The sequence below is a fragment of the Ensifer sp. ENS11 genome (assembly GCF_014851895.1).
Taxonomy (GTDB): Bacteria; Pseudomonadota; Alphaproteobacteria; order Rhizobiales; family Rhizobiaceae; genus Ensifer; species Ensifer canadensis.
On the sequence record NZ_JACVAN010000006.1, the window covers coordinates 403,607 to 425,983 of the forward strand.

At 60.5% G+C, this 22,377-nt stretch carries 24 protein-coding genes, 1 tRNA gene and 1 pseudogene; 15 read left to right on the forward strand and 11 right to left on the reverse strand.

The genetic code is table 11. The annotated features are described in order from the left end of the window. Nucleotides 1-438: 438 nt before the first annotated feature. The 5 genes from IB264_RS15230 to IB264_RS15250 all read left to right on the forward strand — a co-directional run bounded on the left by IB264_RS15230 (nt 439) and on the right by IB264_RS15250 (nt 6,623). Nucleotides 439-2,829: an arylsulfatase gene (locus IB264_RS15230; RefSeq protein WP_025427517.1), complete on the forward strand. Its 2,391-nt coding sequence runs from the start codon at nt 439-441 to the stop codon at nt 2,827-2,829. Between the two features lie 69 nt (nt 2,830-2,898). Beyond that, complete coding sequence (locus IB264_RS15235; protein WP_025427516.1) at nt 2,899-4,332, forward strand: FAD-binding oxidoreductase; 1,434 nt, start codon at nt 2,899-2,901, stop codon at nt 4,330-4,332. 152 nt (nt 4,333-4,484) lie between these two features. Then, nucleotides 4,485-4,811 (forward strand): hypothetical protein, encoded by a 327-nt coding sequence (locus IB264_RS15240; protein ID WP_144239152.1) that lies wholly within the window; start codon nt 4,485-4,487, stop codon nt 4,809-4,811. Next, nucleotides 4,780-5,886 (forward strand): endonuclease/exonuclease/phosphatase family protein, encoded by a 1,107-nt coding sequence (locus tag IB264_RS15245; protein WP_025427515.1) that lies wholly within the window; start codon nt 4,780-4,782, stop codon nt 5,884-5,886. Before IB264_RS15240 ends, IB264_RS15245 begins: the two co-directional genes overlap by 32 nt. A gap of 2 nt (nt 5,887-5,888) precedes the next feature. Then, nucleotides 5,889-6,623 (forward strand): NUDIX hydrolase, encoded by a 735-nt coding sequence (locus IB264_RS15250; RefSeq protein ID WP_025427514.1) that lies wholly within the window; start codon nt 5,889-5,891, stop codon nt 6,621-6,623. Nucleotides 6,624-6,864: 241 nt separating this feature from the next. On the opposite strand, the gene IB264_RS15255 is transcribed toward IB264_RS15250, so the two are convergent. Next, a complete protein-coding gene (locus IB264_RS15255) occupies nt 6,865-7,437 on the reverse strand; it encodes an N-acetyltransferase (protein WP_158407849.1) in 573 nt (190 codons plus the stop codon). Between the two features lie 50 nt (nt 7,438-7,487). Next, nucleotides 7,488-7,820, reverse strand: a complete 333-nt coding sequence (locus IB264_RS15260; RefSeq protein WP_025427512.1) for a hypothetical protein — start codon at nt 7,818-7,820, stop codon at nt 7,488-7,490. A 173-nt stretch (nt 7,821-7,993) separates the two neighbouring features. Here IB264_RS15260 and IB264_RS15265 point away from each other — a divergent pair, with 173 nt between their 5' ends. After that, complete coding sequence (locus IB264_RS15265; protein WP_025427511.1) at nt 7,994-8,242, forward strand: hypothetical protein; 249 nt, start codon at nt 7,994-7,996, stop codon at nt 8,240-8,242. Nucleotides 8,243-8,395: 153 nt separating this feature from the next. Here IB264_RS15265 and IB264_RS15270 read toward each other — a convergent pair whose 3' ends face one another. The 3 genes from IB264_RS15270 to IB264_RS15280 form a co-directional block, all read right to left on the reverse strand. After that, a complete protein-coding gene (locus IB264_RS15270) occupies nt 8,396-8,932 on the reverse strand; it encodes a GFA family protein (RefSeq protein ID WP_025427510.1) in 537 nt (178 codons plus the stop codon). 12 nt (nt 8,933-8,944) lie between these two features. Beyond that, a complete protein-coding gene (locus tag IB264_RS15275; RefSeq protein WP_038576209.1) occupies nt 8,945-9,565 on the reverse strand; it encodes a TetR/AcrR family transcriptional regulator in 621 nt (206 codons plus the stop codon). A 319-nt stretch (nt 9,566-9,884) separates the two neighbouring features. After that, nucleotides 9,885-10,589 (reverse strand): DUF930 domain-containing protein, encoded by a 705-nt coding sequence (locus IB264_RS15280; RefSeq protein WP_025427509.1) that lies wholly within the window; start codon nt 10,587-10,589, stop codon nt 9,885-9,887. A 564-nt stretch (nt 10,590-11,153) separates the two neighbouring features. Between IB264_RS15280 and IB264_RS15285 the strand changes: the two genes are divergently transcribed. Together IB264_RS15285 and IB264_RS15290 are read left to right on the forward strand one after the other, a co-directional pair. Beyond that, nucleotides 11,154-12,071 (forward strand): PhzF family phenazine biosynthesis protein, encoded by a 918-nt coding sequence (locus IB264_RS15285; RefSeq protein ID WP_025427508.1) that lies wholly within the window; start codon nt 11,154-11,156, stop codon nt 12,069-12,071. A gap of 444 nt (nt 12,072-12,515) precedes the next feature. Continuing rightward, nucleotides 12,516-12,591 (forward strand) — tRNA-Lys (locus IB264_RS15290). Between the two features lie 87 nt (nt 12,592-12,678). Here the strand turns inward: IB264_RS15290 and IB264_RS15295 are convergent. The 4 genes from IB264_RS15295 to IB264_RS15310 form a co-directional block, all read right to left on the reverse strand. Continuing rightward, nucleotides 12,679-12,939, reverse strand: a complete 261-nt coding sequence (locus IB264_RS15295) for a hypothetical protein (protein WP_025427507.1) — start codon at nt 12,937-12,939, stop codon at nt 12,679-12,681. A 109-nt stretch (nt 12,940-13,048) separates the two neighbouring features. Then, the gene (locus tag IB264_RS15300) at nt 13,049-13,243 is read right to left on the reverse strand and encodes a hypothetical protein (protein WP_025427506.1); all 195 of its coding nucleotides are present in this window, start codon (nt 13,241-13,243) and stop codon (nt 13,049-13,051) included. A gap of 145 nt (nt 13,244-13,388) precedes the next feature. Continuing rightward, nucleotides 13,389-13,670: a hypothetical protein gene (locus IB264_RS15305; RefSeq protein WP_025427505.1), complete on the reverse strand. Its 282-nt coding sequence runs from the start codon at nt 13,668-13,670 to the stop codon at nt 13,389-13,391. Between the two features lie 55 nt (nt 13,671-13,725). Then, nucleotides 13,726-13,923, reverse strand: coding sequence for a hypothetical protein (locus IB264_RS15310; RefSeq protein ID WP_025427504.1), 198 nt, complete (start codon nt 13,921-13,923; stop codon nt 13,726-13,728). A gap of 348 nt (nt 13,924-14,271) precedes the next feature. Between IB264_RS15310 and IB264_RS15315 the strand changes: the two genes are divergently transcribed. The 5 genes and pseudogenes from IB264_RS15315 to IB264_RS15335 all read left to right on the forward strand — a co-directional run bounded on the left by IB264_RS15315 (nt 14,272) and on the right by IB264_RS15335 (nt 19,281). Continuing rightward, on the forward strand, nt 14,272-14,883 hold the full coding sequence (locus IB264_RS15315) for a hypothetical protein (RefSeq protein ID WP_025427503.1): 612 nt from the start codon (nt 14,272-14,274) through the stop codon (nt 14,881-14,883). A gap of 878 nt (nt 14,884-15,761) precedes the next feature. Continuing rightward, nucleotides 15,762-17,279: a DUF1254 domain-containing protein gene (locus IB264_RS15320; protein ID WP_057206224.1), complete on the forward strand. Its 1,518-nt coding sequence runs from the start codon at nt 15,762-15,764 to the stop codon at nt 17,277-17,279. 174 nt (nt 17,280-17,453) lie between these two features. Next, nucleotides 17,454-17,774, forward strand: coding sequence for a hypothetical protein (locus IB264_RS15325; protein ID WP_025427500.1), 321 nt, complete (start codon nt 17,454-17,456; stop codon nt 17,772-17,774). 450 nt (nt 17,775-18,224) lie between these two features. Continuing rightward, nucleotides 18,225-18,824, forward strand: a pseudogene (locus IB264_RS15330) (DUF6596 domain-containing protein); the annotation flags it as partial. A gap of 94 nt (nt 18,825-18,918) precedes the next feature. After that, complete coding sequence (locus tag IB264_RS15335; RefSeq protein WP_025427498.1) at nt 18,919-19,281, forward strand: SPW repeat protein; 363 nt, start codon at nt 18,919-18,921, stop codon at nt 19,279-19,281. 445 nt (nt 19,282-19,726) lie between these two features. Here the strand turns inward: IB264_RS15335 and IB264_RS15340 are convergent, their stop codons facing one another. Then, nucleotides 19,727-20,389: a hypothetical protein gene (locus tag IB264_RS15340; protein ID WP_025427497.1), complete on the reverse strand. Its 663-nt coding sequence runs from the start codon at nt 20,387-20,389 to the stop codon at nt 19,727-19,729. Nucleotides 20,390-20,626: 237 nt separating this feature from the next. Here IB264_RS15340 and IB264_RS15345 point away from each other — a divergent pair, with 237 nt between their 5' ends. Together IB264_RS15345 and IB264_RS15350 are read left to right on the forward strand one after the other, a co-directional pair. After that, nucleotides 20,627-20,800 (forward strand): DUF1328 domain-containing protein, encoded by a 174-nt coding sequence (locus IB264_RS15345; RefSeq protein ID WP_025427496.1) that lies wholly within the window; start codon nt 20,627-20,629, stop codon nt 20,798-20,800. 83 nt (nt 20,801-20,883) lie between these two features. Further along, on the forward strand, nt 20,884-21,285 hold the full coding sequence (locus IB264_RS15350) for a hypothetical protein (RefSeq protein WP_025427495.1): 402 nt from the start codon (nt 20,884-20,886) through the stop codon (nt 21,283-21,285). A gap of 375 nt (nt 21,286-21,660) precedes the next feature. Here IB264_RS15350 and IB264_RS15355 read toward each other — a convergent pair whose 3' ends face one another. Further along, complete coding sequence (locus tag IB264_RS15355) at nt 21,661-22,149, reverse strand: hypothetical protein (protein WP_128090504.1); 489 nt, start codon at nt 22,147-22,149, stop codon at nt 21,661-21,663. Nucleotides 22,150-22,377: the final 228 nt, after the last annotated feature.

Consider the following 22,377-nt stretch of genomic DNA (forward strand, 5'->3'; position numbering starts at 1 on the left):
TTTTCAACGGTATCGGCCAAAAGCTGCCGCTGCCTTTCACCCGGCTACTCGACGGTCGGGGGCGAGCCACGCCGGGTCGTGAGCGGTTGAGTCAGTATCAAGAGCGCAATCTGTGTGGTAGTATTCCGCCACATCCGGAAGACTGATCCAAGCGGCGCATCAATGACGCCGTCCGGTTGCTCGCATTCGCTGCAATCACTGCCGTCACGTCGTCCTGCTCAGAAGCGTCATCGCTGAAATAATCAAGGTGCCGATTCTGAAAGCTCCGCCGATGTTGCCGGCCGTGCCCAAGGCGACCAAGGGCACAGTCCTACGTCTCTACAGTCCGATCGAACCTTTCTTCAGTATGGAATGGCCGCCGAGCGAGATCGAAATGGTGCAGTGCGCGTCCGCCCTCGGACGGAGCTGCCACGAGGGGAGGGTGTTGACATGCGTAGCATGAAATCGACCGCGATTGCATCGACCGCCATCATCACAATCCTGATGGGGTTTGGTGCGGCGAGCGCACAACAGATCACCGGCACACCGGGCAACCCGGATGCCACGACGACGGTCGACGGGCGATATCTCCCCAACCCCCCGCCGACATTCGGTGGTGCGATCGGGCTCAGCGCGAAAGACTCGAAGCCCTATTGGCCGCCGCAGATCGTGCCCCCAAAAGGCGCGCCGAACATCCTTTTGATCATGACCGACGACGCGGGCTACGGTGTCCCTGGTACCTTCGGCGGTGTTGTCCCCACGCCTGCATTGGACCGGATCGCGCAGGCGGGGCTCCGCTACACCCAGTTCAACTCGACGGCGCTCTGCTCGCCCTCGCGCGCGGCTCTGATTACCGGCCGCAATCATCACTCCGTGGGTTTCGGTGTGATCTCCGAGCAGGCCACCGGTTATCCAGGTTATGATTCCATCCTCGGTCTCGATAACGCCAGCGTCGGTGAAATCCTGAAAGACAACGGCTATGCGACGTCCTGGTTCGGCAAGAACCACAACACGCCGAGCTATCAGTACAGCTTGGCGGGCCCCTACGACCAATGGCCCTCTGGGATGGGTTTCGAATACTTCTATGGCTTCATGGGCGGCGAGACCGACCAGTGGACACCCTACCTGTTCCGCGATCACACACAGATTTTTCCATGGATCGGAAAGCCCGGCTACAACCTCACGACTGACATGGCGGATGAGGCGATCGGCTACATGCGACAACTCAGCGTCGTTGCGCCTGATAAGCCGTTCTTCCTCTATTACGTGCCGGGCGGCACCCACGCCCCCCATCATCCAACCCAGGAATGGGTCGATAAGTTCAAGGGCAAGTTCGACATGGGCTGGAATGCCATGCGCGACCAGATATTCGCCAATCAGAAGAAGCTGGGCGTCATTCCGGCGAACGCCCAACTGACGCCGTGGCCCAACGATCTGCCCAAGTGGGATACGCTCGACGCCGACAGCAAGAAGCTCTTCGCGCGCCAGGCGGAAGTCTATGCCGCCTATGTGGCCTACACCGACAATGAGATCGGACGGGTGATCCAGGCGGTGGACGATTTGGGCAAGCTCGACAATACGCTCGTCATCTACATCGAAGGCGACAATGGTACCAGTGCCGAAGGTTCCACCGTTGGCACGCCGTTCGACCTGGCCGCGATCGAAGGCATCAATGTTCCGGTCAAGGAACAGTTGAAATATTACGATGTCTGGGGTTCGGACAAGACCCAGCCGCACATGTCGGTGGCGTGGTCCTGGGCCTTCGACACCCCATTCAAGTGGACGAAGCAGGTGGCATCGCACTTTGGCGGCACCCGGCAAGGCATGGCCATGGCCTGGCCGGCCCGTATCAAGGATGCCGGTGGAATCCGCACACAATTCCACCATTTGATCGACATCGTCCCGACGATCCTCGAGGCGACCGGCATTCAGGCTCCCGTGATGGTCAACGGCGTGGCGCAGAAGCCGATTGAAGGCGTTTCCATGGCCTATAGCTGGGACAAGGAGAACGCCAATACTGCGTCTCGGCGTACGACGCAGTATTTCGAAATGCTGGCCAACCGCGCCATCTACCACGACGGCTGGATGGCATCCACAACGCCGCCGCTTGCGCCGTGGTTGCTCGGTTTGGGTAAGATGCCCGAAGTGGTCAATGGCTACACCTGGGAACTCTACAATCTCAACGAGGACTATTCGCAGAACAACGACCTCGCGGCCAAGATGCCTGACAAGCTTCAGGAGTTGAAGGAACTGTTCCTCGTCGAGGCGGCGAAGTATGGTGTGTTTCCGCTCGACAACGACTTTCTCCAGCGCGTTCTCGCACCCCGCCCGAGTGCCACGGCCGGAAAAACCTTGTTTACGTACTCAGGCGAAATATCCGGTCTTCCATCCGGAAACGCGCCCGACATCGTCAATAAAAGCTACACTGTCACGGCTGAGGTAGACGTGCCGCAAGGCGGCGGCGATGGCATGCTGGTCACCCAAGGCGGTCGCTTCGGCGGGTACGGGCTCTACCTGCTGAAGGGCAAGCCGGTCTTCCTTTACAACCTTCTGGCACTGGAAAAATTCCGTTGGGAAGGCCAGGACGCGCTCACTCCGGGCAAGCATACCATCGTCTTTACCTTCAAATACGATGGTGGCGGCCCCGGCAAGGGCGGCAGCGGAGTCCTGAACGTCGACGGCAAAGAAGTCGCCAGTCAAAAGGTCGCAAACACCGTGCCCTTCCTCATGACGATTGACGAGACCTTCGATGTCGGCGTCGATACCCGCACTGGCGTCGAGGACGGGGATTACCAGGTGCCATTTCAGTTCACGGGAACCATCGACAAGCTGTCGGTGCAACTGAACTAAGCAAGGGCCGGTTCGTCCGTCTGCGCCCCAAGAGGCGTCTCGTACATCCGTGCCGGCAGGGAGGATGAAATGACAGATGTTCAATTTAGTGGGCTTCAGGGCGAAACGGTCACCCTTTCAACCGACCTTTTGGAGATGTTGGGAACTCGGTGTCGCGGGAACGTGTGTTTGGCCGGCCAGGCTGGTTACGACGAGGCCAGGACAATCTGGAACGCCATGATCGATCGGCGGCCTGGGGCTGTGGTGCGCTGCCATGGCGCAGGAGATGTCGTAAAGGCGGTGCAGTTTGCCCGCGACAACGGATTGCTCCTCTCTGTACGCGGTGGCGGTCACAACATATCCGGCAATGCCGTCTGCGAAGGCGGACTTTTGATCGATCTTTCGCCGATGCGTTCTGTCCGGGTCGATGACAAGGCACGCACCGCGAGGGTCGAGCCTGGCGCGACGCTCGGAGAGTTCGACAAAGAGGCGCAGGCGTTCGGTCTTGCCACCCCGCTCGGTATCAACTCAACCACAGGGGTGGCCGGTCTCACGCTTGGGGGTGGTTTCGGGTGGCTCAGTCGCAAATACGGATTCACGGTAGACAATCTGATTTCGGCCGATGTGGTGACCGCCGACGGCGAGCTTGTCCATGCAAACACAACGGAAAATCCGGACCTATTCTGGGCTCTTCGCGGCGGCGGTGGAAATTTTGGCGTGGTCACGTCGTTCGAGTTCAAGCTGCATCCGGTCGGTCCCGATCTGGTATCCGGGCTGATCGTTCATCCGTTTGCCCACGCCCGTGAACTTCTTGCGGGGTATCGCCGCGTGGCGGCCGCTGCGTCCGACGATCTTACCATTTGGGTGGTCCTGCGTAAGGCGCCGCCATTGCCGTTCCTGCCCGAAGAGGTGCACGGCAAGGAAATCCTCGTCTTCGCCGTCTGCTATGCCGGTGAGCCGAGCAGAGCCGAGGAGGCACTTGAACCACTGCGTTCGCTTGGCGAACCGATCGCCGACGTCGTCGGCGTGCAGCCATATTCCGCATGGCAGACGGCATTCGATCCGCTTCTCACGCCAGGGGCATTCAACTATTGGAAGTCGCACAATTTCACGGCCCTGAGCGACGGGTTGTTTGAGATCCTGAGCGAACATATAGGGACGTTGCCGACTGATGAATGTGAAATCTTCATCGGGCAGCTCGGTGGTGCCAGCAGCCGCGTGGCACCCGACGCGACCGCCTATCCGCATCGCGAGGCCAAGTTTGTCATGAACGTTCACACCAGGTGGCGTGACCAGGCCGACGAACAACCCTCCATCGATTGGGCGCGGGCAATCTTTGCCGCGGCTGCGCCACATGCGACAGGTGGCGTCTACGTCAACTTCATGCCGGAGGATGAAACCGAAAGGGTCGCCCAGGCCTATGGTGGCAACCATGCACGGCTGGCGGCGCTTAAAGCCAAGTACGATCCTGGCAATCTCTTCCGGCTCAACCAGAATATCCAGCCAGAACGAAAATCGGGCTAACGCGGCAAAAGCTTTCATGCAGCGAGGAATTCGCGCGGTGCCTAGGAACGCCAACGTGCCGGCGCTCGGCACGTTGGCCATGCGCCCACCGCCGTCAGGCTTGGGACCGCGAATAGACCAGCTCGACACCGGCGCGGAAACAACGCTGGGCCATGGCTGCTGCATCAAGCAGCGGGCAGAAATCCATCCGCTTCATTTGCTGTATTCCGGCGGTTTCTCATGCGGTCGCCTTTGTCGGCACGAAAAAACTCTTGGTTTTCGCCTTCACGGTGGTCTTCGGTTGTTTCGAAGACACGCAGGCGTGTGCTTTCCACATCACTGACCGTTCGCTGGACAACAAGCGTTGGGGGCCACTCAGGAGAGGCTCCCGCACCTGCCGGGAAATCGCCCTCGACATTTGCGCTTCAATGCCTAATCTCCGCGGCAATTCAGTTATGGAATTGCTTGATGTCCCTTCGACTTGCCACCTTCAATATTGAAAATCTCATGAGCCGCTTCGATTTTTCCGGCTTCCGCAATCAGCTCAAGCAGGACCGGGTGCTCAGACTCTTCGAGGTGAAGAGCGAGGCGGAGTATCAGCGGCTGGAGGAGGCGCGGACGATCGCGCATACGGATGATACGCGGCAGATGTCGGCGCTGGCGATTGCCGATTGCGATGCGGATATTCTGTGTTTGCAGGAGGCCGACAACATGGCGTCGCTGCAGGCGTTTGAGTACAACTATCTCTTCCGCATGGTCGGCAACGGCTATCGCCAGAAATACCTGATCGAGGGCAATGATTCGCGCGGGATCGACGTGGCGGTGCTGATGCGCGAGGAAACGCGCGATGGCCAGCCGATCGAGTGCCTCGAGGTGAAGAGCCATGCGGGGCTGACCTATGCGGATCTCGATATCTTCAACGATGCGCTCGCTGCCTCCAGCCGGCCGAACGACCGGATCTTCAAGCGTGATTGCCTGGAACTGGACCTGCGGATCGGCGGGCGGCCGCTGACGCTTTATGTCGTGCATTTCAAATCCATGGGGCCGGCACGCGACGGGCTCGACGGGCGCCAGGCGACGATGCCGGTGCGGGTGGCCGAGGCCAAGGCCGTGCGCCATATCATCGAAAGCCGCTTTGGTCGCGGGCATACGGCTGACAAGATGTTCGCGATCTGCGGCGACATGAATGATTATCAGGAGAAGGTCGACATCCTTGGCGACCGGCGCAACGGCTACGAGTTCGTGCCGCGCGAGGAGGAGGAAAGCGCGCTCGATGTGCTGACTGCAGACGGTTTTGTCGAAAACCCGATGCTGCGCCGGCCGGTGCTCGACCGCTGGACGCTGTTTCACAGCCGCGGGCCGCAGGAGCGGCACCTCTGCCAGCTCGACTATATCTGGCTGTCGCCGGCGCTCGCGCAGCGCAATGCAGCCCAAGTGCCGGAAATCATCCGCGGCGGCCAGCCCTTCCGCACGATCTTTCCGCCGGGGCAGGAGGTGGAGCGCTATCCGCGCACCGGCTGGGACCGGCCGAAGGCATCGGACCATTGCCCCGTGGCCATGACACTGGACGTGTGACGATGGATACTCTCGAAAGCAACCTTGCCCACTGGCCCGAAGAAGGCGAGATCCTGCCGATCTCAGGCGTCGATATCCGGGTGAAGGAGGGCCCGCATCCCTTCCATCTCGATCAGGTGGATACCGCGCAGGAAAACTGGCGGGCGGAGATCGCCGCTAACCCGCATCTCTTCGACGGGCAGATGGTGCTGCAGCGGGCGCTCCGGATCGAGGACGGCCGCGTGGTCGGCGAGGGGCATGTGGTGCCCTATTCGACCTTTCTGTGGTGGCGCAAGACCCGCGCGGACGCCGCCTTCCACCTGTTCGCCATGCCGGTGATCGTGTCGTCCGATGGTGCCCTGATCCTGGTGCGCATGGGATCGCACACGGCCAATCCGGCCCGGGTCTACAGCCCCTCGGGCTCGCTGGAGCCTGATGACGTGGTCGACGGCCGCTGCGACATTCCAGGCAATATCCGCCGCGAGGCGCTGGAGGAAACCGGCATCGACCTCGATGCCGCGACTGCCGAACCCGGCTATCACGTGCTGCACATGGGGCGGGCGGTGACGGTGTTCCGGCTCTACCGGGTGGCGGAAACGGCGGAAGCGCTGGTTGCAAGGGTGGCCGCCCATATCGCCGGCGATCCCGAGCCGGAGATCGACGAGGCGATCGCCATCTGGGGGCCGGATCCGGGTGCGCACAACTATCCGCCGTTCATTTTGCCGATCCTCACCTGGCTGTTTGACGGAAAGCGGTGACGATGTCTCGGGGGCATGGCCATTGCGCTGTGCGGCGGCGGAGCGCGTCGTCTTTGAGATGTGGTCAACCGGTGCGCGGAGCGGCCCTGTTCGTCGGCAGGCGGCGAACGGCGGCGCTATCCATGGGCGGCGCGCGGCTGCTTGGCGTATGCCGGAAAATGGCAGGGGCTGATTCAAACGGTCGGCGTTGGCTTTTCGGCGAACGATCGGCGCAACCGTCAACCGTGCGGAATTGAGACGCTCACAGCGATCGACCCAAGACTTCCATTCTGTGCTGCTTTGTCCCGATGGGGACCGGCCCTGCGGTGCGCACCATCTCGAAGCCCTGGCCTTCCCAGAAGCGAAGGCCCTGTTCATTCTCTGCGAAGACGGCGAGCTCCACGCGGTCCGCGCCTTGTGTCTTCAGCCAGCTGAAGAAGTCGTCGCAGAGTGTTTTCGCCGCGCCGTGCCGGCGAAAGGCCGGATCGATCATCAGCAAGGCGATCCACCAGGACTTCTCCTGCGGATAATTGCGGTCGCAGGCGAGCATGCCGATGAGGTTCCCGGCGCCCGATTTCAATCCGAAGACGAACTTGTCGGCCTCGGTTCTGCCCGGCGGAAAGCTTTGAAATTCTTCGATCGCCACGGTTGCATCCGGTGGATGGCCGCGCTCCAAAACCACATAGTCCTGACAGTTCTGGTAAAGCGGCATCAGTCGCGGTGCATCCGCTTCAATCAGCCCTTCGATCTCAAAACCGGAGAGCGAGATCGGGAATGTCGTGGTCTTATCCATGGCCGGCACATTACATGGCAAAGCTATCGGTACAATCCGCATTGTGGCGGTGCGGCGGCGCCTGCACATCGGTCGTCAGGGAGGACACGGCGTCACGGTCGATAATGTCGATCGTGCCTCTTTTTGGCGTTTCGGACCCAATGCCGAAGAATGATCGTGGCTAGGCAGGCGGCTGCGGCCGGATAGATCGCGGGCCACTGGAACAGCAGTGCGACGATGGCACCCACGTAGCTGGCGAATGCACAATAGATGACGATGGAAAACGACCCGGCATAAAACGAGGTGATGCGGCGATAGTCCTGCAGGAATTCCGCCAATCCCCTGGCGAACGGCGACAAAAGCCCCCGAGACGGTGGGCGTTCGACGCCGCGCCGCGCCTCCATCTCCCTGAGCTTGTTGAGTAGCCGCTTTGTTGTGCTGGGCATTTGTCGATGTTGATGGGCGTCGTGACAGGATTTCATCCGAGATTATCGCAAGAGCAGTTTCGGCAAGGTAAAGGCAACTCTTCCGCGTAGCCGCATTCAATGCGTATCCGACCCCGATGGTGCCCAATGGTCGGGCGTTGGCTCGGATCACCAAAATCCTATAGCCGTAAAGCATGAAGACACTCGCTTGCCTCATCCTATCCGCCGCATTGGCGTTTGCTTCCAGCCTGATCATCGCGGGGTTGTTTCTACCCGTCTACGGCATTTTCGAGGGCGGGACGCACAACTGCCTGAATGACGGTTTGCGGGCGTGTGTCTCCATCATCCCGCTGAGCGCGCTGATTTACGGACCGTTGTTTGTCTTCGCCGGCGTCGTGGTCGGGACGCCCATTTTCATGACGATGCTCGCATCGCGCGGTTGATTGCTGTGGTTGGGTGCGCAGATATGCAGTCAGCAGCGCTCGCCAGATGCGGGGTCCGGGCTGGTGGGCATGATGTCGCGTTGCTGGTGCAGCGCCGCTGGCAGGGGCGCGAGACGGAAGGCCGACATGTGCCGACCCATCCGCACGCCGGCGTCAGGCCTCGATCTTGCGCGCTATTGCGATCTTCGGGTTGCGGAAGCCCATGGCGATCCAGGCCCAGAGAAGCTTGGCGTAGAAGGATACGGTGTGGGTCTTCAGGTTGGGGATGTCCTTGGGCAGCCAGGAAGCGTCGGGCAGGTCGCCGACCATGGTGCGCAGCTCGGCCTTCGGCCGCGTCTCGGCCGGCCAGAGGTGCAGATAGAGGCTGAGCCAGTGCGCGCCCTTCATTTCCAAAAACATCGGCGTGTTGCAGCAGGTGGCGACGACGCGGCGTGAGCCCGCACCCTCTGACAGCCGGAATTCGCTGAGGTTCTCCTCGCCGGAGACAATCGTGATCCGGTCCTTGCGGTATTCGGCGCTGGGGGTGGCCTCATAGGAAGTCAGGATGTTGCGGGCGCCGGGCAGGGCGCCAAGGCGGGCGGCGGCCGCCCTGCAGCTGTCGCAAAGGCATTCGGAAACAAGGATCGGCGCTCCCTGCACTTTCAGCCGTGTCTGTCCGCAGGCGCATCCGATATGGGTGGTATCGCTCATGTCGCATCCTCCTCAAGTGACGTGAAACAGGTGCCGGATGTACCGGTCGAGATGGTCGAGGCTTTCGCGCGCAAGCTCGGGGTCGTTGCCGGCCTTGGCGAGCACGAAGCCGCCCTGGATGACGGCCTGCGTGTGCCGGGCCAGGCTTTCGGCCGTCCAGGCGTCGACAATGCCGCGGTCGCTGCGTGCGGCCTCGATGTCGGCTTCGAGCGTGGCGGTATGACCGAAGATGCTGCGGGCGCAAGCCTCGCGAATGTCGGGCGCGCTGGCATAGACCTCCTGCGCCAGCGTGCCGACCAGACAGGTGAACTCGGTGATTTCACCGAGGATGATCGCCTTGCGGAAGGCGACGTAGGCGAGAACGCGCGCCAGCGGATCGGGCGGTCCGTGATAGGGGGCGGCGGCGAAAAAGTCGGTCGTCGTTTCCGCCCAGTAATCGGCCGCAGCGACGCCGAGCGCGTCCTTGCTGGCGAAATGGTGGAAGAACGCGCCCTTGGTGACGTCAGCCGCACGGCAGAGGTCGTCGACGCTGGTGGCCGCAAAGCCTTTTGCGCGAATGACATCGCGCGCCGCATCGAGAAGCCGGATCCGTGCGTTGCCGCGTTCGGGTGATTGCTTTGTTGGTCTGGGCATTTAACCAACATACCATACGGTCGGTATGTGTCAATGGCGGGATTTTTTGGTAACTGGGCGATAGGAGCGATCCCGAGCGGCTATGAGGGTGATTTTCGTGTCATTGCATTGACGAAGGCCGGAATGGGACGCGACACGGGGTACCTCACGGGCCCGGATCATGATGGGCAAATGCCTGAATTTATTCAAGGAATTGCGCGCGCTATTTAACGCAACGCAACATCTCCATGCGGCCCCGGTTTTGGCGCAACGCGCCATAACGGTTTGGCGCCGGAGCGATGGCGAAGGGCGGGTAATGCGAGGGGATGGTTCGCGACCATCAGTCGGCGGCAGTGTCGGCGATGGGAAGCCCAAGGTCCTGCCATTGCTCGCGCGGGATGGCATCGCCGACCTTGAAGTCGAAGCCGACCACTGTCGTTCGATCCGGCGTGACCGAGCAGGAATAGGCGATGCGCCACCATTGCCGTTTGCTGCGAAACGCTCCGCCATTGGTCTTCAGCGTTTCCCCGGAGAACTTCACGCCCGACAGGGCATAGGCGACGAGGTAATCCGGATCGAGGTCGGCCTTCCAGCGGTGGACCTGTTCCATCGCTTCGAGATTGCAGAGCTGCACCACGCGCTCTTCGGGCGCCAGCTGCGCCAGACCCTTACGCGCCTGGCGGCTACGCGGCGAGGCGAGGATGCCGGCGGAATAGAGGTTTTGGGCGTGCACCATGCCTGGGGCCTGCGGCGCGGGCTGGTTGCCGCGGGGGCGCTCGTCGGTCGTCTTGGCCGGCGTCTTCAGATTTTCGCGCTGCGGTTCTGGCACCGGCAGGCTCGCTTCCGACGCGGGCACGGCAGGTTTCGGCTTTTCCGGCACGCCGGCCAGGATTTCGACCTCGATGCTGTCTACGGCGCCCGGCGGGGGCATCAGCTTCGGCGGCAGGCGCGAGAATGCGGCGAAGGCGAAGGCATGCAGCACCAGCGCAAGCGCCAAGGCCCACCAGATCGTCGTGTCATCCGCCCGTCGCATCGTTTGCTGCATGCGCTACTGCCCGCTCCTTAAATCCTATTCGATTTAAGGATAAAAACATGCAGCCATTCAAAGTGCTACAGCGACCTTTGCGCGTCTAATAGATGCGCGGCGCTGTAGATCACGTCGTTCAAGATCGGTTTGCTGCGTTGTGTTTTGAAGTGTTGCCCGTTTCGACGGGGTCGCAGAAGCGCTCTACCTCTTTGTTCTTAGCTTTTCCTGACGGAAATCCGCTTCGCACTTTTCCTGGAAGTGCTTTGGCTTCTCGCCCTATGCACGTCGTGACGCGGAAGCGCGGGACATTTTCGGGCGCCATGCATGAGATCAGCACCAAATCCGCGGCACGGTCGCGCATTGGCGGCCGCGGCGATCACTTTTCCGGCACCGGCAGGGGCGTTCTTGCGCAGTCGTGCCGCTGACGGGTGTCCCATGCGGTCAACGGCGGCCTTGTTTTCGGCCCAGTGGCGAGGGGGATCGGATAACGATGGGTGTGGTGCACGATGGCGTTTTTGCGCTTGCCGCCCGGGCGATGACATTGCAAGTTCGTGGCCGGACTATATTCGCAAGGGGGAATAAATGCCGCTCAGCTACGCGATCTACGATGTCTTCACGCAGAACCGGCTGGAGGGCAATCCGCTGGCCGTCGTCTTCGGGGCGGATGCACTCGACGATCAGGCGATGCAGACGATCGCGCAGGAGTTCAACCTTTCGGAGACGGTGTTCATCCGCCGGCCGGGCGGGGCGGCGCATACGGCGCGGCTGCGCATCTTCACGCCGGGGCGCGAGCTTCCCTTTGCCGGGCATCCGACCGTAGGTGCTGCGGTGGCGATCGCCGAAAGAGCCCACGGCATGGCTGAGGAGAGCGCCGATCTCGTGCAGGTACTGGAGGAGAAGGTGGGGCCGGTGCGCTGCGCCGTGCGCATCAAGCCGGGCGAGGCGAGCTTTGCCGAATTCGACCTGCCGCGCAGATCGACCCGGCTCGACGCCCGCTTCGACAAGCAGGCGCTTGCCGACGCGCTGAGCCTGAAGACCTCGCAGATCGGCTTCGAGAACCATGCGCCGTCCTTCTGGAGCGCCGGCGTTCCCTTCGTCATGGTGCCGCTGCACGATGTATCCGCGGCCGCTACCGTCGAATTCGACCCGCAGCGCTGGGAGCATCTGGCGCCGCTTGCCGAAGGACGCCTAGCGTCTGCCTATCTCTATTGTCGCGGCGGCATCAACCACACGGCGCGGTTCCACACCCGCATGTTCAGGCCCGAGATGGGCCTTGCCGAGGACCCGGCAACGGGTGCGGCGGCGGCAGCACTTTCCGGTGCCATCCACCACTTCGACCAGCTGGTCGATGGCCACCACCCCTTTCTGATCGAGCAAGGGGTGGAGATGGGGCGGCCGTCCTTCATCCACCTGCATCTCGATGTGGCGGGCGGCCAGATCAACACGGCGCGCATCGGCGGCCATGCAGTGAAGATCGCCGCCGGCGAGCTGCTGCTTTAAGGGAGCATGGCGCAGGGGCGGATGTCAGGGCGCTTGTAGCGTGCCGCGATCCCTGGGGTTGGCCAGTCGGACTTTAGGCGTGTCGCTACCCGCAAACCGGCTGCACGCTTTTGCGCGACATGCGCTTGGGTTCTTGTCCTCGATGTATTTAGCCTGATGCATGTCGTCGTCCCGAGGCCGCGATATGCTTTGGGAGGCATGCATTCGCCACAGACGCGGCGTTCAAGGTCGGGCAGGGGAAAAGACGGCGTGTTGTTTCAGAGGCTTATGGTGGGTGCATCCAACGCAGTTGGCGAGAAGGGCGGCAGATCCTGTGGAAAAAGCCTGTTTTCCGCCCGTCTGAAATTTTTTCCCAAGAATTTTACAAAGGACGCTAGACAAGCCGAAAGAACGCCTTTATACGCCCCTCCAGACCGCAGCGACAAACACCGAAGCGGTCCGGATGGGTGATTAGCTCAGTTGGTAGAGCAGCTGACTCTTAATCAGCGGGTCCACGGTTCGAGCCCGTGATCACCCACCAAAACTTCCTTAAGCCGCTGATTTATTTCCAAAATTCCTGCTCTGTAAGAAGTTGCCGGTTTCCAAGAATTTGGAAACGGATTCCAATTTACATTGCGTTCTTGTTCCGGAAAGCAGCCGGTTCAATCTCGCTCCAACGAGCCTCCATCAGCTTCATTGCGTCCTTCGCCAATGACCGCAGCGCGACCTCTCGGCCGTAGTGCTGAACTATCTGCGCCGACATGTTGCAGATCGCCCCGACCTGGTTCTCGGTGCACCCAACTTCCAGCAGATTGATGACCGCGTTTTTGCGCAATCCGTGAAAGTCAATCCGCTCGTCGCGGAACCGTGTGAACTCGTGCTTCTTCATCAGCTTCTGCCATTCGGTCCGGAAACCGTCGGCCGACTTATAGGAGGGGGCCTGGGGCGGCCCACTACATGTGGCTGGAGATCGAAACGGCCACGGAAAGCCCACCAGATTAGATCAACTTGGCGAGCTTGGCGCCGTAGTAGCTCAAGCCACCGCTGACGATGAGGCCGACCCAACTTACCCACATAGGAACTGTCCAGCCGTCGATGACAACCGAAAAACCTATGAGAATGCGAACCAAGTGCACCATTGCAACGATCCCGAATATTGCGGCCGCAATCGTCAAGAAGGTCTTCTCGGTCATCGGAAGTTCCTCGTCTCAGAAACAAATAGTCTCTATCACACGCGCATCAGGGTCGTCTTGCGCCGGATCGCTCTGTGACCATACCGCAGCAGCTATGGTCGCCATGTGCAAAGTTGGTATAAGCAGGGTGAGCACTTGCAGCCAGCTAATGTCCACGTGGCGTGTCCTCCTGCAGGAGAGGCGAGTGCCGCTTGCGTGCGAGCAACACGACACCGGCGCCAATCTCGAACATCTCGGCATTCGAATTCATCGCGAGGAAATTGTTGTCGGCAAGTTCCATCAGCGCCGTCGCCACTTCCTCGCGTGACCGTCCGGCCTGGAAGGCCCGATCGGCAATCGACTGAAATTCGGCTTCTATCGCCTCCTGGCAATGGAGGTCGCGATCTGGATGGCATTTGGGATGCTTCGGCGCGGCGATTTTCGGCATGGCGTGTCCTCCCGCAGAAGATGGTAGGGCGCGGGTTGCCGTTCTCAAGGCCTAGCTAATTCACTGATGCCTTCTCGAACACGATGTGCATGTCGGTCCAACCGCGCTGGTAGGCCTCTTCGAGCACGTCGCACGACACGTCGTCGTCGACCCCGTTGACCCAATTTGCATGAGCAAGGTGGAAGATGCCCACTAGGCAAAACTCACGCAAATCGTCGTCGTCAAGCTCGGTGATGAAGGGGGTTGCTTCCATGATGGTCTCCTTTGATCGGAGGCTAAGGCGCATCGGTTGCGGTTGGCTACTCTCACTAGTGATAGTGATTTTTCGGGGTAGTCGACTCGACAAGAGCACGGATCGAAGAATTGGCCGGAGGGTTTCCCCTCCGGCCCCAGGCGCTGTGATGCCGAGGGTAGCGTCGCACGGCTCACACGCAAGGCTGCCACTAGCGCGATCAACGTCAGGCGTCATTCCCGGAGGTCTGTACCGCAAAACTTGACGTCGACCTTTTGAACCTGCCTATTCAAGAAATCTTAGGCGGACTTCCGCAAAGTGGATGCACGCGCGCGCCGGAGAAAACATGAAGTGCAGGAATAGTCCGATATGAAGGCTTCAACTGCCATCCCGCTTGCTCTGCTGCTCGGCGCTGCCACGATGCCGTTCTTGGGAACAACCGACGCGCAGGCACAGAACCGCGACGTCGATCAGTCGGTATTCGCCTTCGGCGGCACGATGGTCGACGCGGACATGTTCCAGTCAGCCAATCCTTTCGGCGTCAAATACGCCGACCTCCCGATCGTCGGCCTCGGCTACCAGTACTTCCCGGTAAGGATGGGCTCCTTCAGGTTTGGACTGGAAGCGGGGCTCGCCGGAAGATTCGGCGGGCATCCGAATGCGGAATTCTGGGGCGGCGTCGTCGGTCGCTACGACGGTTTCGAGATTGGCGATGCTGTCCGTATCTCGCCAGCCCTTACGTTTGGCATCAGCTATGTCACGCATGCCCAGGAGGGACGGGAGCGCCAGAACGAGCTGGAACGCAACGGGAATGCCAGAACCCTGTTCTATCTCGGCCCCGAGTTGAACCTTTCCTTCGAAACCATGCCCGACGTTGATTTCTTCTGGCGGGTTCACCACCGGTCCGGAGCCTGGGGGACGCTCGGCGACATGCACGGAGGCTCCAATGCAAATGTCCTTGGCGTGCGGTTCAATTTCTGAAGGACCTTCTTCGTCTCCAAATCTTCCGAATGCCACGATTTATGTTCTCTATCGGTTGCGCCATCGCACTGCAGCCGATCGAATTCCTTAGTTCACCAAACGCCGAACGGCATTGGCAATGTGTGTCGGTCGTTTGTGGAATTACAGAAAATAATCTAAATAGCGATCAGAATCGGTTGCCAATTCGCGATATGTTCCGGCGTTTCTCGTGCTTTGTCCTAAGCACATTGGAAACAGCTTTACTTGGGCGGTGGCGTTTTCAGCCTAAAGTCAATTACTCTTAATCAGCGGGTCCACGGTTAGAGCCCGTGATCACCCACCAAAACTTCCTTAAGCTGCTGATTTATTTCCAAAAGTCCTGCTCTGTAAGAATCGATCGGCTGGCTTTGGTCGACCGTTTCGCGTCTCATGTTGACCATTGAGGACAGCTCCGCCGGTTCCCTTAAGTAGACATCGTGCAAAAAACTCCAGAAATAACAGAGCCCTGGCGTAAAATGAGTGGTTTCGAACTCTGTTTGCTGCTCAGTACCGTAGAAATATGAATGTCGCGCAAGCAAAGCCGTCTTGCGACGGCGTGCAACACACACGTCCTACTGCATTAGCGAGGGGCAGACCATGACGACCAGACGGAATCTCCTGCTGGCAGCCACAGCCGTCGCAGCGACGGAAGTGCCACTCAGACCGCAGCACGTCGTCCGATACGCCCGCCACTGAAGCCTCGTTGCCCCGAAGGGCGCATCGCGTTCGAGGTTTAGTTACACGCTCGTAACAGTAATTTACGTTGCTCTAAGCCCGGAAGCGACGCAGCGTAAGTGGTGCACTGAGGGAATTCTATTTCACAGATCCAACGCAATTTTAAAGGTTCGGCCATGAGAGCAATGATACGTACGACGAGACTGCTTTGCGCCGCCGCCGCGGCAGTCCTGATAGGCTTGAGTACTGCTTCTGCTGCCGATACGGCGCAGACCTACAAGATGACGACGCCCTTTGCGTCGGGCGTCGCGGTTCCGGATAAGATCGAGTCCTCGATCGGGACGCTGAATCTCAATTACGGCTACCCGTCGGCCGATACCGTCGACAAAATCTACGACAACCTCGACCGTTCGCGCGCGCTGCAGGCTTATCTGCTGGCGATTCCGATCGTAAATCAGGCCGGCATGCGCGACTCGATACGCAAGTTCGGGCCTGATAACCAGACCGACGTGATCTGGGAAAATCTGGTCGATCCGAAGTCCGTGGAGCTGACGGCCAACGATAACACGATCTACAACTACGTTTGGGTCGACACGAGCAAGGGACCGTTGGTGGCCGAGATACCGCCCAAGGTGCTGGGGATGGTCGACGACTTCTGGTACAAGTGGGTGGCCGACATCGGCATCACCGGGGCCGATAAGGGCAAAGGCGGCAAGTACCTCCTGTTGCCGCCTGGATTCAAGGGCGACATACCATCGGGGTATCACGTGGTGCGGCCGAGCACTTTCGGCAGCTACCTCGTCTTTCGCGCCTTCGTTGTAGACGGTTCCACCCAGCCCGGGGTTGACTCGGTCAAGAAGCACCTGCGGATCTATCGCCTGGACGAGGCCGCCAACCCGCCGCCGATGAAATTCGTCAATGCCTCCGGAATTCCGGCGAATTTCGTCTCGCCAGGCGACTATTCGTTCTGGAGCCTGTTGAACCAGGTCATCCAGGAAGAGCCGGCGGACGGTTCCGATCCCACCACCTTGGGCCTGTTCGCCTCGATCGGCATCGTCAAGGGCAAGCCCTTCAATCCCGATGAGCGGATGAAGAAGATCCTCACCGATGCCGCCAACATCGGCGCCGTGACGGCCCGGACGATCGCTTTCAAGGTTCGCGCGAAGGATGCGTATTTCTATCCTGACAGTACGTGGCGCCTGCCGTTTTTTGGCGGCTACAAGTTCGAGTCGGCGCCCGGTGTCAGCAACCTAGATGGTGCTGTCTTCTACTATTACTTCGCCATCGGCGTGACACCGGCGATGGAAGAGAAGATGGTGGGCGAGGGCTCGCAATATCCGTGGTCGGTTCAGGATTCGGAGGGCAATCCCTTTAATGGCGGCAAGACCTACAAGCTGCGCCTGCCGCCAAATGTCCCGGTCAAGGATTTCTGGTCGGTCATCGTCTACGACAACCAGACCCGGTCGATGGTGCAGACCGACCAGCAAGCCCCAAGCGTCAGTAGCCAGAACAAGGGCGTCAAGGCCAATGCGGATGGTTCGGTGGATGTCTATTTCGGACCGAAAGCCCCGGCGGGAATGGAGAACAACTGGGTGCAGACAATCCCGGGCAAGGGCTGGTTCATGATCCTTCGCCTGTACGGTCCGCTGGAACCTTGGTTCAACAATTCCTGGCGGCCTGGTGAGATCGAACTGGTGAAATAGGGGAAAACAGTCGAACGAGCGGATGGTTCGCCATCCGCTCGTTCGATCGTCAGGCGAAGGTTCGTCTCGCAGCGCCGATCGGAGCCGTGCGCTGGCCAAGGCCAGCCGCTCTGGAGGTAAATCCGCGCGCCACCCATCTTGAAAAATCGCAATTGTCGGATTACCGGATATCTCATGAAGATCTTCTCCGGAATTGCGTTTGCTGTTGCTACCCTCTTGCTTGTTTCGTCCTGCAGCGAAACTGGTCCGTCCGGGGATTCCCGGGCTGGCGTCGAAAATGCCCATCTGAGCGAAAAGGCCAAGGCGAAGCCTGCGAGCGGCAAGAAGGCCAAGACTGCAACTGCGGCCGAGGCGAAGGCGCTGGCTGATGCGAAGAGCCCAAGACAGTGCAAGACCCCGAGACAGCAGTGCGGCTATGGCGCAGGTCCGGCCGGCGAGCCGTGTTCGTGCTGGTCGAACGAGGGCTCGCCCGCAATGGGCGTGACCGTCAAGTAGCGAGAGGCAATCTGTCCCGGCCGCCGCGAATCTCTGCGCCTATGTGCCGAGGGCAGGGGTAAGGGCGTGGTGCATCTCGCCCTATTGTTGACCGTGCACTATCAAGTGATCTGTCTGGCTCCATCAGCCGTGTTCGGTTGATGGGGTCTTTTTTGTCGGCAGCGCTTCCGTTTCGACAGACGCAATCCACTGCATCCTCACCTTCAGGCCTTGCCGGCATGCCAACAGGCCGCCGCGCTCGAGCCTCTCTCGCCGATCCTCCAAAAATATTTCGGACGCATGTCGAAATCCGACGGCGGCTTCCGTTCTTGGGTCGTACGCAACTCAAACCGGGGATATCCCCATGATGCTGACGACCACTTCCCTCTACGCCCTCCTGCTCATCCCAATCTGGTTCGTTCTCTGGATCAGGGTGAGTAACGCCCTCCGGCGCAGGGCCGGGATCTCGCCGAGGAGGCCCTGTTTCTGTGCCGGCTGCTGAACCGGCTTCGCCCTGAAGATCCAGAGATCGAGGGGTGCCTTGCGCTTGTGCTGATCACGCATGCGCGCTGCCTGGCGCGCGTCGACGGCGATGGCGTCACCGTGCCGCTCGGCGAGCAGGACCGGACGAAATGGAACCGGGGGCAGATCGACGAGGGGCTCGGGTTGATCGATACCGCCATGCGGCGGCGCGCGCCGGGGCCATACCAGATCAAGGCCGCCATTGCCGCCTGCCACGTTCAGGGCGAGGCATCCGACTGGGCGCAGATCGTACTGCTCTATGACAGCCTGCTGCGGCTGGAGCCGACGCCTGTCGTGCGGCTCAACCGGGCGGTGGCGCTGTGCGAGGCGGGGTGGCAGGAACCGGCGATGCGCTCGCTCGACGCGCTTTCGGCCGAGCTTCGGGACTACCAGCCCTATCATGCGGCGCGAGCGGAGCTCCTGTCGCGGATGGGGCAAGCGGACGAAGCGGCAAAAGCCTATGCGATCGCCATTGCTCTCGCCGGTTCGCCTTCCGATGCGGCCTTCCTGCGGCAGCGGGCAGAACGTCCTTTGCGAACAGCCACTTGAAGTTTCACCTTGCAACAACCATCTCGAATCCAGGGCGTGCAACTGCGCGCTGGCAGTGACGCCTTGGTGAAACTTCATTCGTGGAGGTTATCAAATGGCGTACCATTTCATGGAAGGCAAAAGAGGGCAGGATTGGTGCAATCTTGCGCTGGCAGTGTGCCTTTTCCTTTCTCCCTGGGTGATCGGGTATAGCATGGAAACCGTTCCGGCTTGGAATGCCTGGATTGTTGGGCTTGCGCTTGCTGTGCTGGCCTACGCTACTCTCTCGGTCTTCGCAGAGTGGGAGGAGTGGGCCAATCTGGCGCTTGGGGCATGGCTGGTCGTGTCGCCCTGGGTGCTCGGCTATGCGGTCAATATGAGCGTGATGTGGACGCACGCCGTCCTCGGGCTGCTCGTGGCCGCCGTGTCGGCCTGGGCGGTTTGGGCGCATCGCCACGATCCGCATGCGCATGCGTGAAAGAGCATCGTCTGATAATCCATGATGGCCCCGGTAGGCGCAAGCCGAAGGGCCATCATGGACGAAGGACAGGTTTGATCGAAGGGTTCTCAAGGGACTGACGACACGTGCGTTCATTGGAACTGTTCGTTAAGTTCTCATGGCTCCGGGGCTGGGCTCCGGGTCTGGGGCGGAGCAGCGTCTTGCAATGCTGGTTGGGCCCTACAGCGCCGCGCATCCTGTTGGACGCGCAAAGGTCGCTGTAGCTTTGAATGCTGCATGTTTTTGTCCCTAAGCCGGATAGGGTTTAAGGAAACATGCGGTAGCAATGAAATCGGAAAATCGCTGGAATGATAGACCAATGGCGAGCGCCGACGCCGGCTTTCCATTGTCGGGCCGCGATCGCGGGCGGCGGCTTTCCGGACCGCGAGGCGCCGTTGCGCCCACGGCGCCGGCGTTCAGCGGTTTATGGGCAGCAACCGAGGCGTCTGCAGGCGAATGTATAGGTCCTGTCGGGCGGCTCGAAGACTTGCTGCGCGGACTGCAATGCGGACCAGACGACACTCCTGACGTTGTCGGCAAATAGGGCAAGGAACGTTCCGATCGGGCCTTCCGCCAGCGGGCCGTGGATGGCGGCATGACCGAGCCCCTCGTCGAGTTCGTACGACTGCTCGGCGGTGATGTGCAGCACCTCACCCCGCGTCAGATCTTCCGGGTTGGGGACGCCGACATAGGCGAGCACGGTGGAAGCCAGGAGCTTGCAGACCTGCTTGCAGGCGCGGCAGGACAACTCGCTGGCGGCACTGACAAAGGCGCTGCCGATGCGAGCGATGATGGCGCGAAACCGGCTGCCGGGTCGGGCGCGGATCTCCAGAAAGGCATCGTAGGCCCGCCGCGCGGGGGGTATGATATAGAGCCGCACGCGATCGGCGAAATCCCTGGCCAGGTTTGCGACATCCGGGCCCCTGAGCGTGAAGGTGACGTCGCCGGCCAGGATCTCCAGAAGCAGAACGATGTGGGAATCCTCGTCATCGAACAGGATGCGCTCGTCGATTTCGACGCTGCCTTCGCCAACGAACTCCCGCACCTCTATCGTGTGCTCGCGGATTTCGGTTCGTTGCAGAAACATTGCCGCCCCCAGGGTCGCAACCGTGGGCATATCCTACAATGCGGGGCGGAACCGGGACATTAGCCTTATCTGAGTATCGACCCCGTTTGCTGACTAAGCCTGCGGAGTAACGCAAGGGCAAGGGCCGTATCTCCGACGCTTTGCGAGGTAAAGCGCATCACCGGGAATGCCACGCGGACGGGAACTTTTTGCCGGGATTCGACTTTCCGTAGCGACAACCAAACAGGAGTATTTGCGATGCTCAAGTGGGCGCTGATCTTCTTCGTCGTTTCATTGATCGCCGGCTTTCTCGGCTTCTCCGGCGTTTCGTCGGCAACGGCGGGCATCGCCAAGATCCTGTTCTATCTTGCTTTGATCGTCTTCCTGATCTTCCTGGTGCTGGCGTTCATGGCCGGTAGCGTTGTCGTTTGAGGTGACGAGGGCTGCGGCGCCGACACTGGCGGACATATCGAATTTTCTGTCGCCGCCGTCAGCGAGATGATACGGACCCGCGCATGAACCAGACCTTCCTTGCCGATCGCGCCTGCGGCACCTGCACGCTCTGTTGCCGGCTGCCGGATATCGATGCGCTGGCAAAGCCGGCCAACGAATGGTGTGAGAATTGCGTCGAGGGCAAGGGCTGCCGGATCTATCAGCGGCGGCCGCAGCTTTGCCGCGATTTTCTCTGTCTATGGATGACGGATGAGCGGCTCGGGCCCGAATGGGATCCTGCGAATTCGCACATGATGATCTATCGGCAGGGGCCGCAGATCACCGTGCTTGTCGATCCGGACTTCCCCGATATCTGGAGACGCGAGCCCTATTGGCGGCAGCTTTCGGACTGGGCAAGCGAGCCGACGACGGAGGGGCAATATGTCATCGTCTTCGCCGGCGATGCCGTCTTCAAGGTCGATTGAAATGTTTCCGTCATCGACGGACGAAAACCGCTTCGCATTTTTCCTGGAAGGGCTCGGTCTCTTTGTTTTTCGCATTTCCTAACGGAAAACCGCTTCGCACTTTTCCTGGAAAGGTTCTGCGCCCGGTAAGAAAAAGCCCCGCGCGATGGCGGGGCAAGCAAGCACCCAAAATGGCTCAGGGTGCGGGGAAGCGCAGTTCATAAAGGAACGTACTGCGCGGTACGGTAAATACTATGCCGACCTTGGGCTGGGGAAGGTCCGATTCGGCGATTCCGGTACGCCTGATGAAATAAATACGACGGGCGAGCTGTAGCGGCGCGGTTGCGCGGGCCGGCAGTACGGCTCAGGGCCGCCGGGGCGAGACAGGTGGCGGGCCTATTCCGGCGTCGTCAATTCCTCGTCCCAGGCCTCGAGGCTGCCCAGGATCTCCCTCAGCGTCTCTCTTCCCTGAACCCAGAGGCCTTCGTCCGGGATCGGCTGCACATCACCGCCCGCCGCCGCGATCGCGCTTCTGACCTCTTCCGGGCTTTCGCGGACATATTGGCGCTTGCCGCCGATATCCAGCGCTGACCCTAGGCCAGGCACGCGGTGGTTGGGCGCAAGCGGCATTGGCCCCTTGGCCGCGTGCACATTGACCCAGACCGGCGCGCCGATGCGATGGGTGAAACGATAGAGGGATGGCAGCTCGGCCTTGACGGCAGCGGCGACGGCCGCTGCCTCCTCCTGGACGAAAAAGGTCTGGCCGGCATTGATCAGCGTGTTGCCGAGACCGTCATCGAGGCGCGGATCCGTCTTGCGGATGCGCAGCACCTGGCTTGCCTCTAGCTCCAAAGGGGTGCCACTCCTTCGCATAAGCCTGATCATGAAATCCTCTCGAACGACAGGTTTAAGAGTGCTCCAAGTTTCGGAAGGTGTTGCTCTGAGCCCAAACCTTGGATCGCCGGGGATTAGAGTTTCCGGGCTTTTGCTCTGAGCCCAAACCTTGGATCGCCGGGGATTAGAGTTTCCGGGCTTTCATCACGATGACGGGCTGGTGGCGCCACCGGGATTATGTATGGCAATCGGGACGTTATATCCGATTGCCGAGTGAGG

Bases quoted from the DNA above. Each gene is read 5' to 3' on its own strand.
- IB264_RS15230 (WP_025427517.1), top strand. From the start codon at position 439: ATGAAATCGACCGCGATTGCATCGACCGCCATCATCACAATCCTGATG.
- IB264_RS15235 (WP_025427516.1), top strand. From the start codon at position 2,899: ATGACAGATGTTCAATTTAGTGGGCTTCAGGGCGAAACGGTCACCCTT.
- IB264_RS15240 (WP_144239152.1), top strand. From the start codon at position 4,485: ATGGCTGCTGCATCAAGCAGCGGGCAGAAATCCATCCGCTTCATTTGC.
- IB264_RS15245 (WP_025427515.1), top strand. From the start codon at position 4,780: ATGTCCCTTCGACTTGCCACCTTCAATATTGAAAATCTCATGAGCCGC.
- IB264_RS15250 (WP_025427514.1), top strand. From the start codon at position 5,889: ATGGATACTCTCGAAAGCAACCTTGCCCACTGGCCCGAAGAAGGCGAG.
- IB264_RS15255 (WP_158407849.1), bottom strand. From the start codon at position 7,437: ATGCGGATTGTACCGATAGCTTTGCCATGTAATGTGCCGGCCATGGAT.
- IB264_RS15260 (WP_025427512.1), bottom strand. From the start codon at position 7,820: ATGCCCAGCACAACAAAGCGGCTACTCAACAAGCTCAGGGAGATGGAG.
- IB264_RS15265 (WP_025427511.1), top strand. From the start codon at position 7,994: ATGAAGACACTCGCTTGCCTCATCCTATCCGCCGCATTGGCGTTTGCT.
- IB264_RS15270 (WP_025427510.1), bottom strand. From the start codon at position 8,932: ATGAGCGATACCACCCATATCGGATGCGCCTGCGGACAGACACGGCTG.
- IB264_RS15275 (WP_038576209.1), bottom strand. From the start codon at position 9,565: ATGCCCAGACCAACAAAGCAATCACCCGAACGCGGCAACGCACGGATC.
- IB264_RS15280 (WP_025427509.1), bottom strand. From the start codon at position 10,589: ATGCAGCAAACGATGCGACGGGCGGATGACACGACGATCTGGTGGGCC.
- IB264_RS15285 (WP_025427508.1), top strand. From the start codon at position 11,154: ATGCCGCTCAGCTACGCGATCTACGATGTCTTCACGCAGAACCGGCTG.
- IB264_RS15295 (WP_025427507.1), bottom strand. From the start codon at position 12,939: ATGAAGAAGCACGAGTTCACACGGTTCCGCGACGAGCGGATTGACTTT.
- IB264_RS15300 (WP_025427506.1), bottom strand. From the start codon at position 13,243: ATGACCGAGAAGACCTTCTTGACGATTGCGGCCGCAATATTCGGGATC.
- IB264_RS15305 (WP_025427505.1), bottom strand. From the start codon at position 13,670: ATGCCGAAAATCGCCGCGCCGAAGCATCCCAAATGCCATCCAGATCGC.
- IB264_RS15310 (WP_025427504.1), bottom strand. From the start codon at position 13,923: ATGGAAGCAACCCCCTTCATCACCGAGCTTGACGACGACGATTTGCGT.
- IB264_RS15315 (WP_025427503.1), top strand. From the start codon at position 14,272: ATGAAGGCTTCAACTGCCATCCCGCTTGCTCTGCTGCTCGGCGCTGCC.
- IB264_RS15320 (WP_057206224.1), top strand. From the start codon at position 15,762: ATGATACGTACGACGAGACTGCTTTGCGCCGCCGCCGCGGCAGTCCTG.
- IB264_RS15325 (WP_025427500.1), top strand. From the start codon at position 17,454: ATGAAGATCTTCTCCGGAATTGCGTTTGCTGTTGCTACCCTCTTGCTT.
- IB264_RS15335 (WP_025427498.1), top strand. From the start codon at position 18,919: ATGGCGTACCATTTCATGGAAGGCAAAAGAGGGCAGGATTGGTGCAAT.
- IB264_RS15340 (WP_025427497.1), bottom strand. From the start codon at position 20,389: ATGTTTCTGCAACGAACCGAAATCCGCGAGCACACGATAGAGGTGCGG.
- IB264_RS15345 (WP_025427496.1), top strand. From the start codon at position 20,627: ATGCTCAAGTGGGCGCTGATCTTCTTCGTCGTTTCATTGATCGCCGGC.
- IB264_RS15350 (WP_025427495.1), top strand. From the start codon at position 20,884: ATGAACCAGACCTTCCTTGCCGATCGCGCCTGCGGCACCTGCACGCTC.
- IB264_RS15355 (WP_128090504.1), bottom strand. From the start codon at position 22,149: ATGATCAGGCTTATGCGAAGGAGTGGCACCCCTTTGGAGCTAGAGGCA.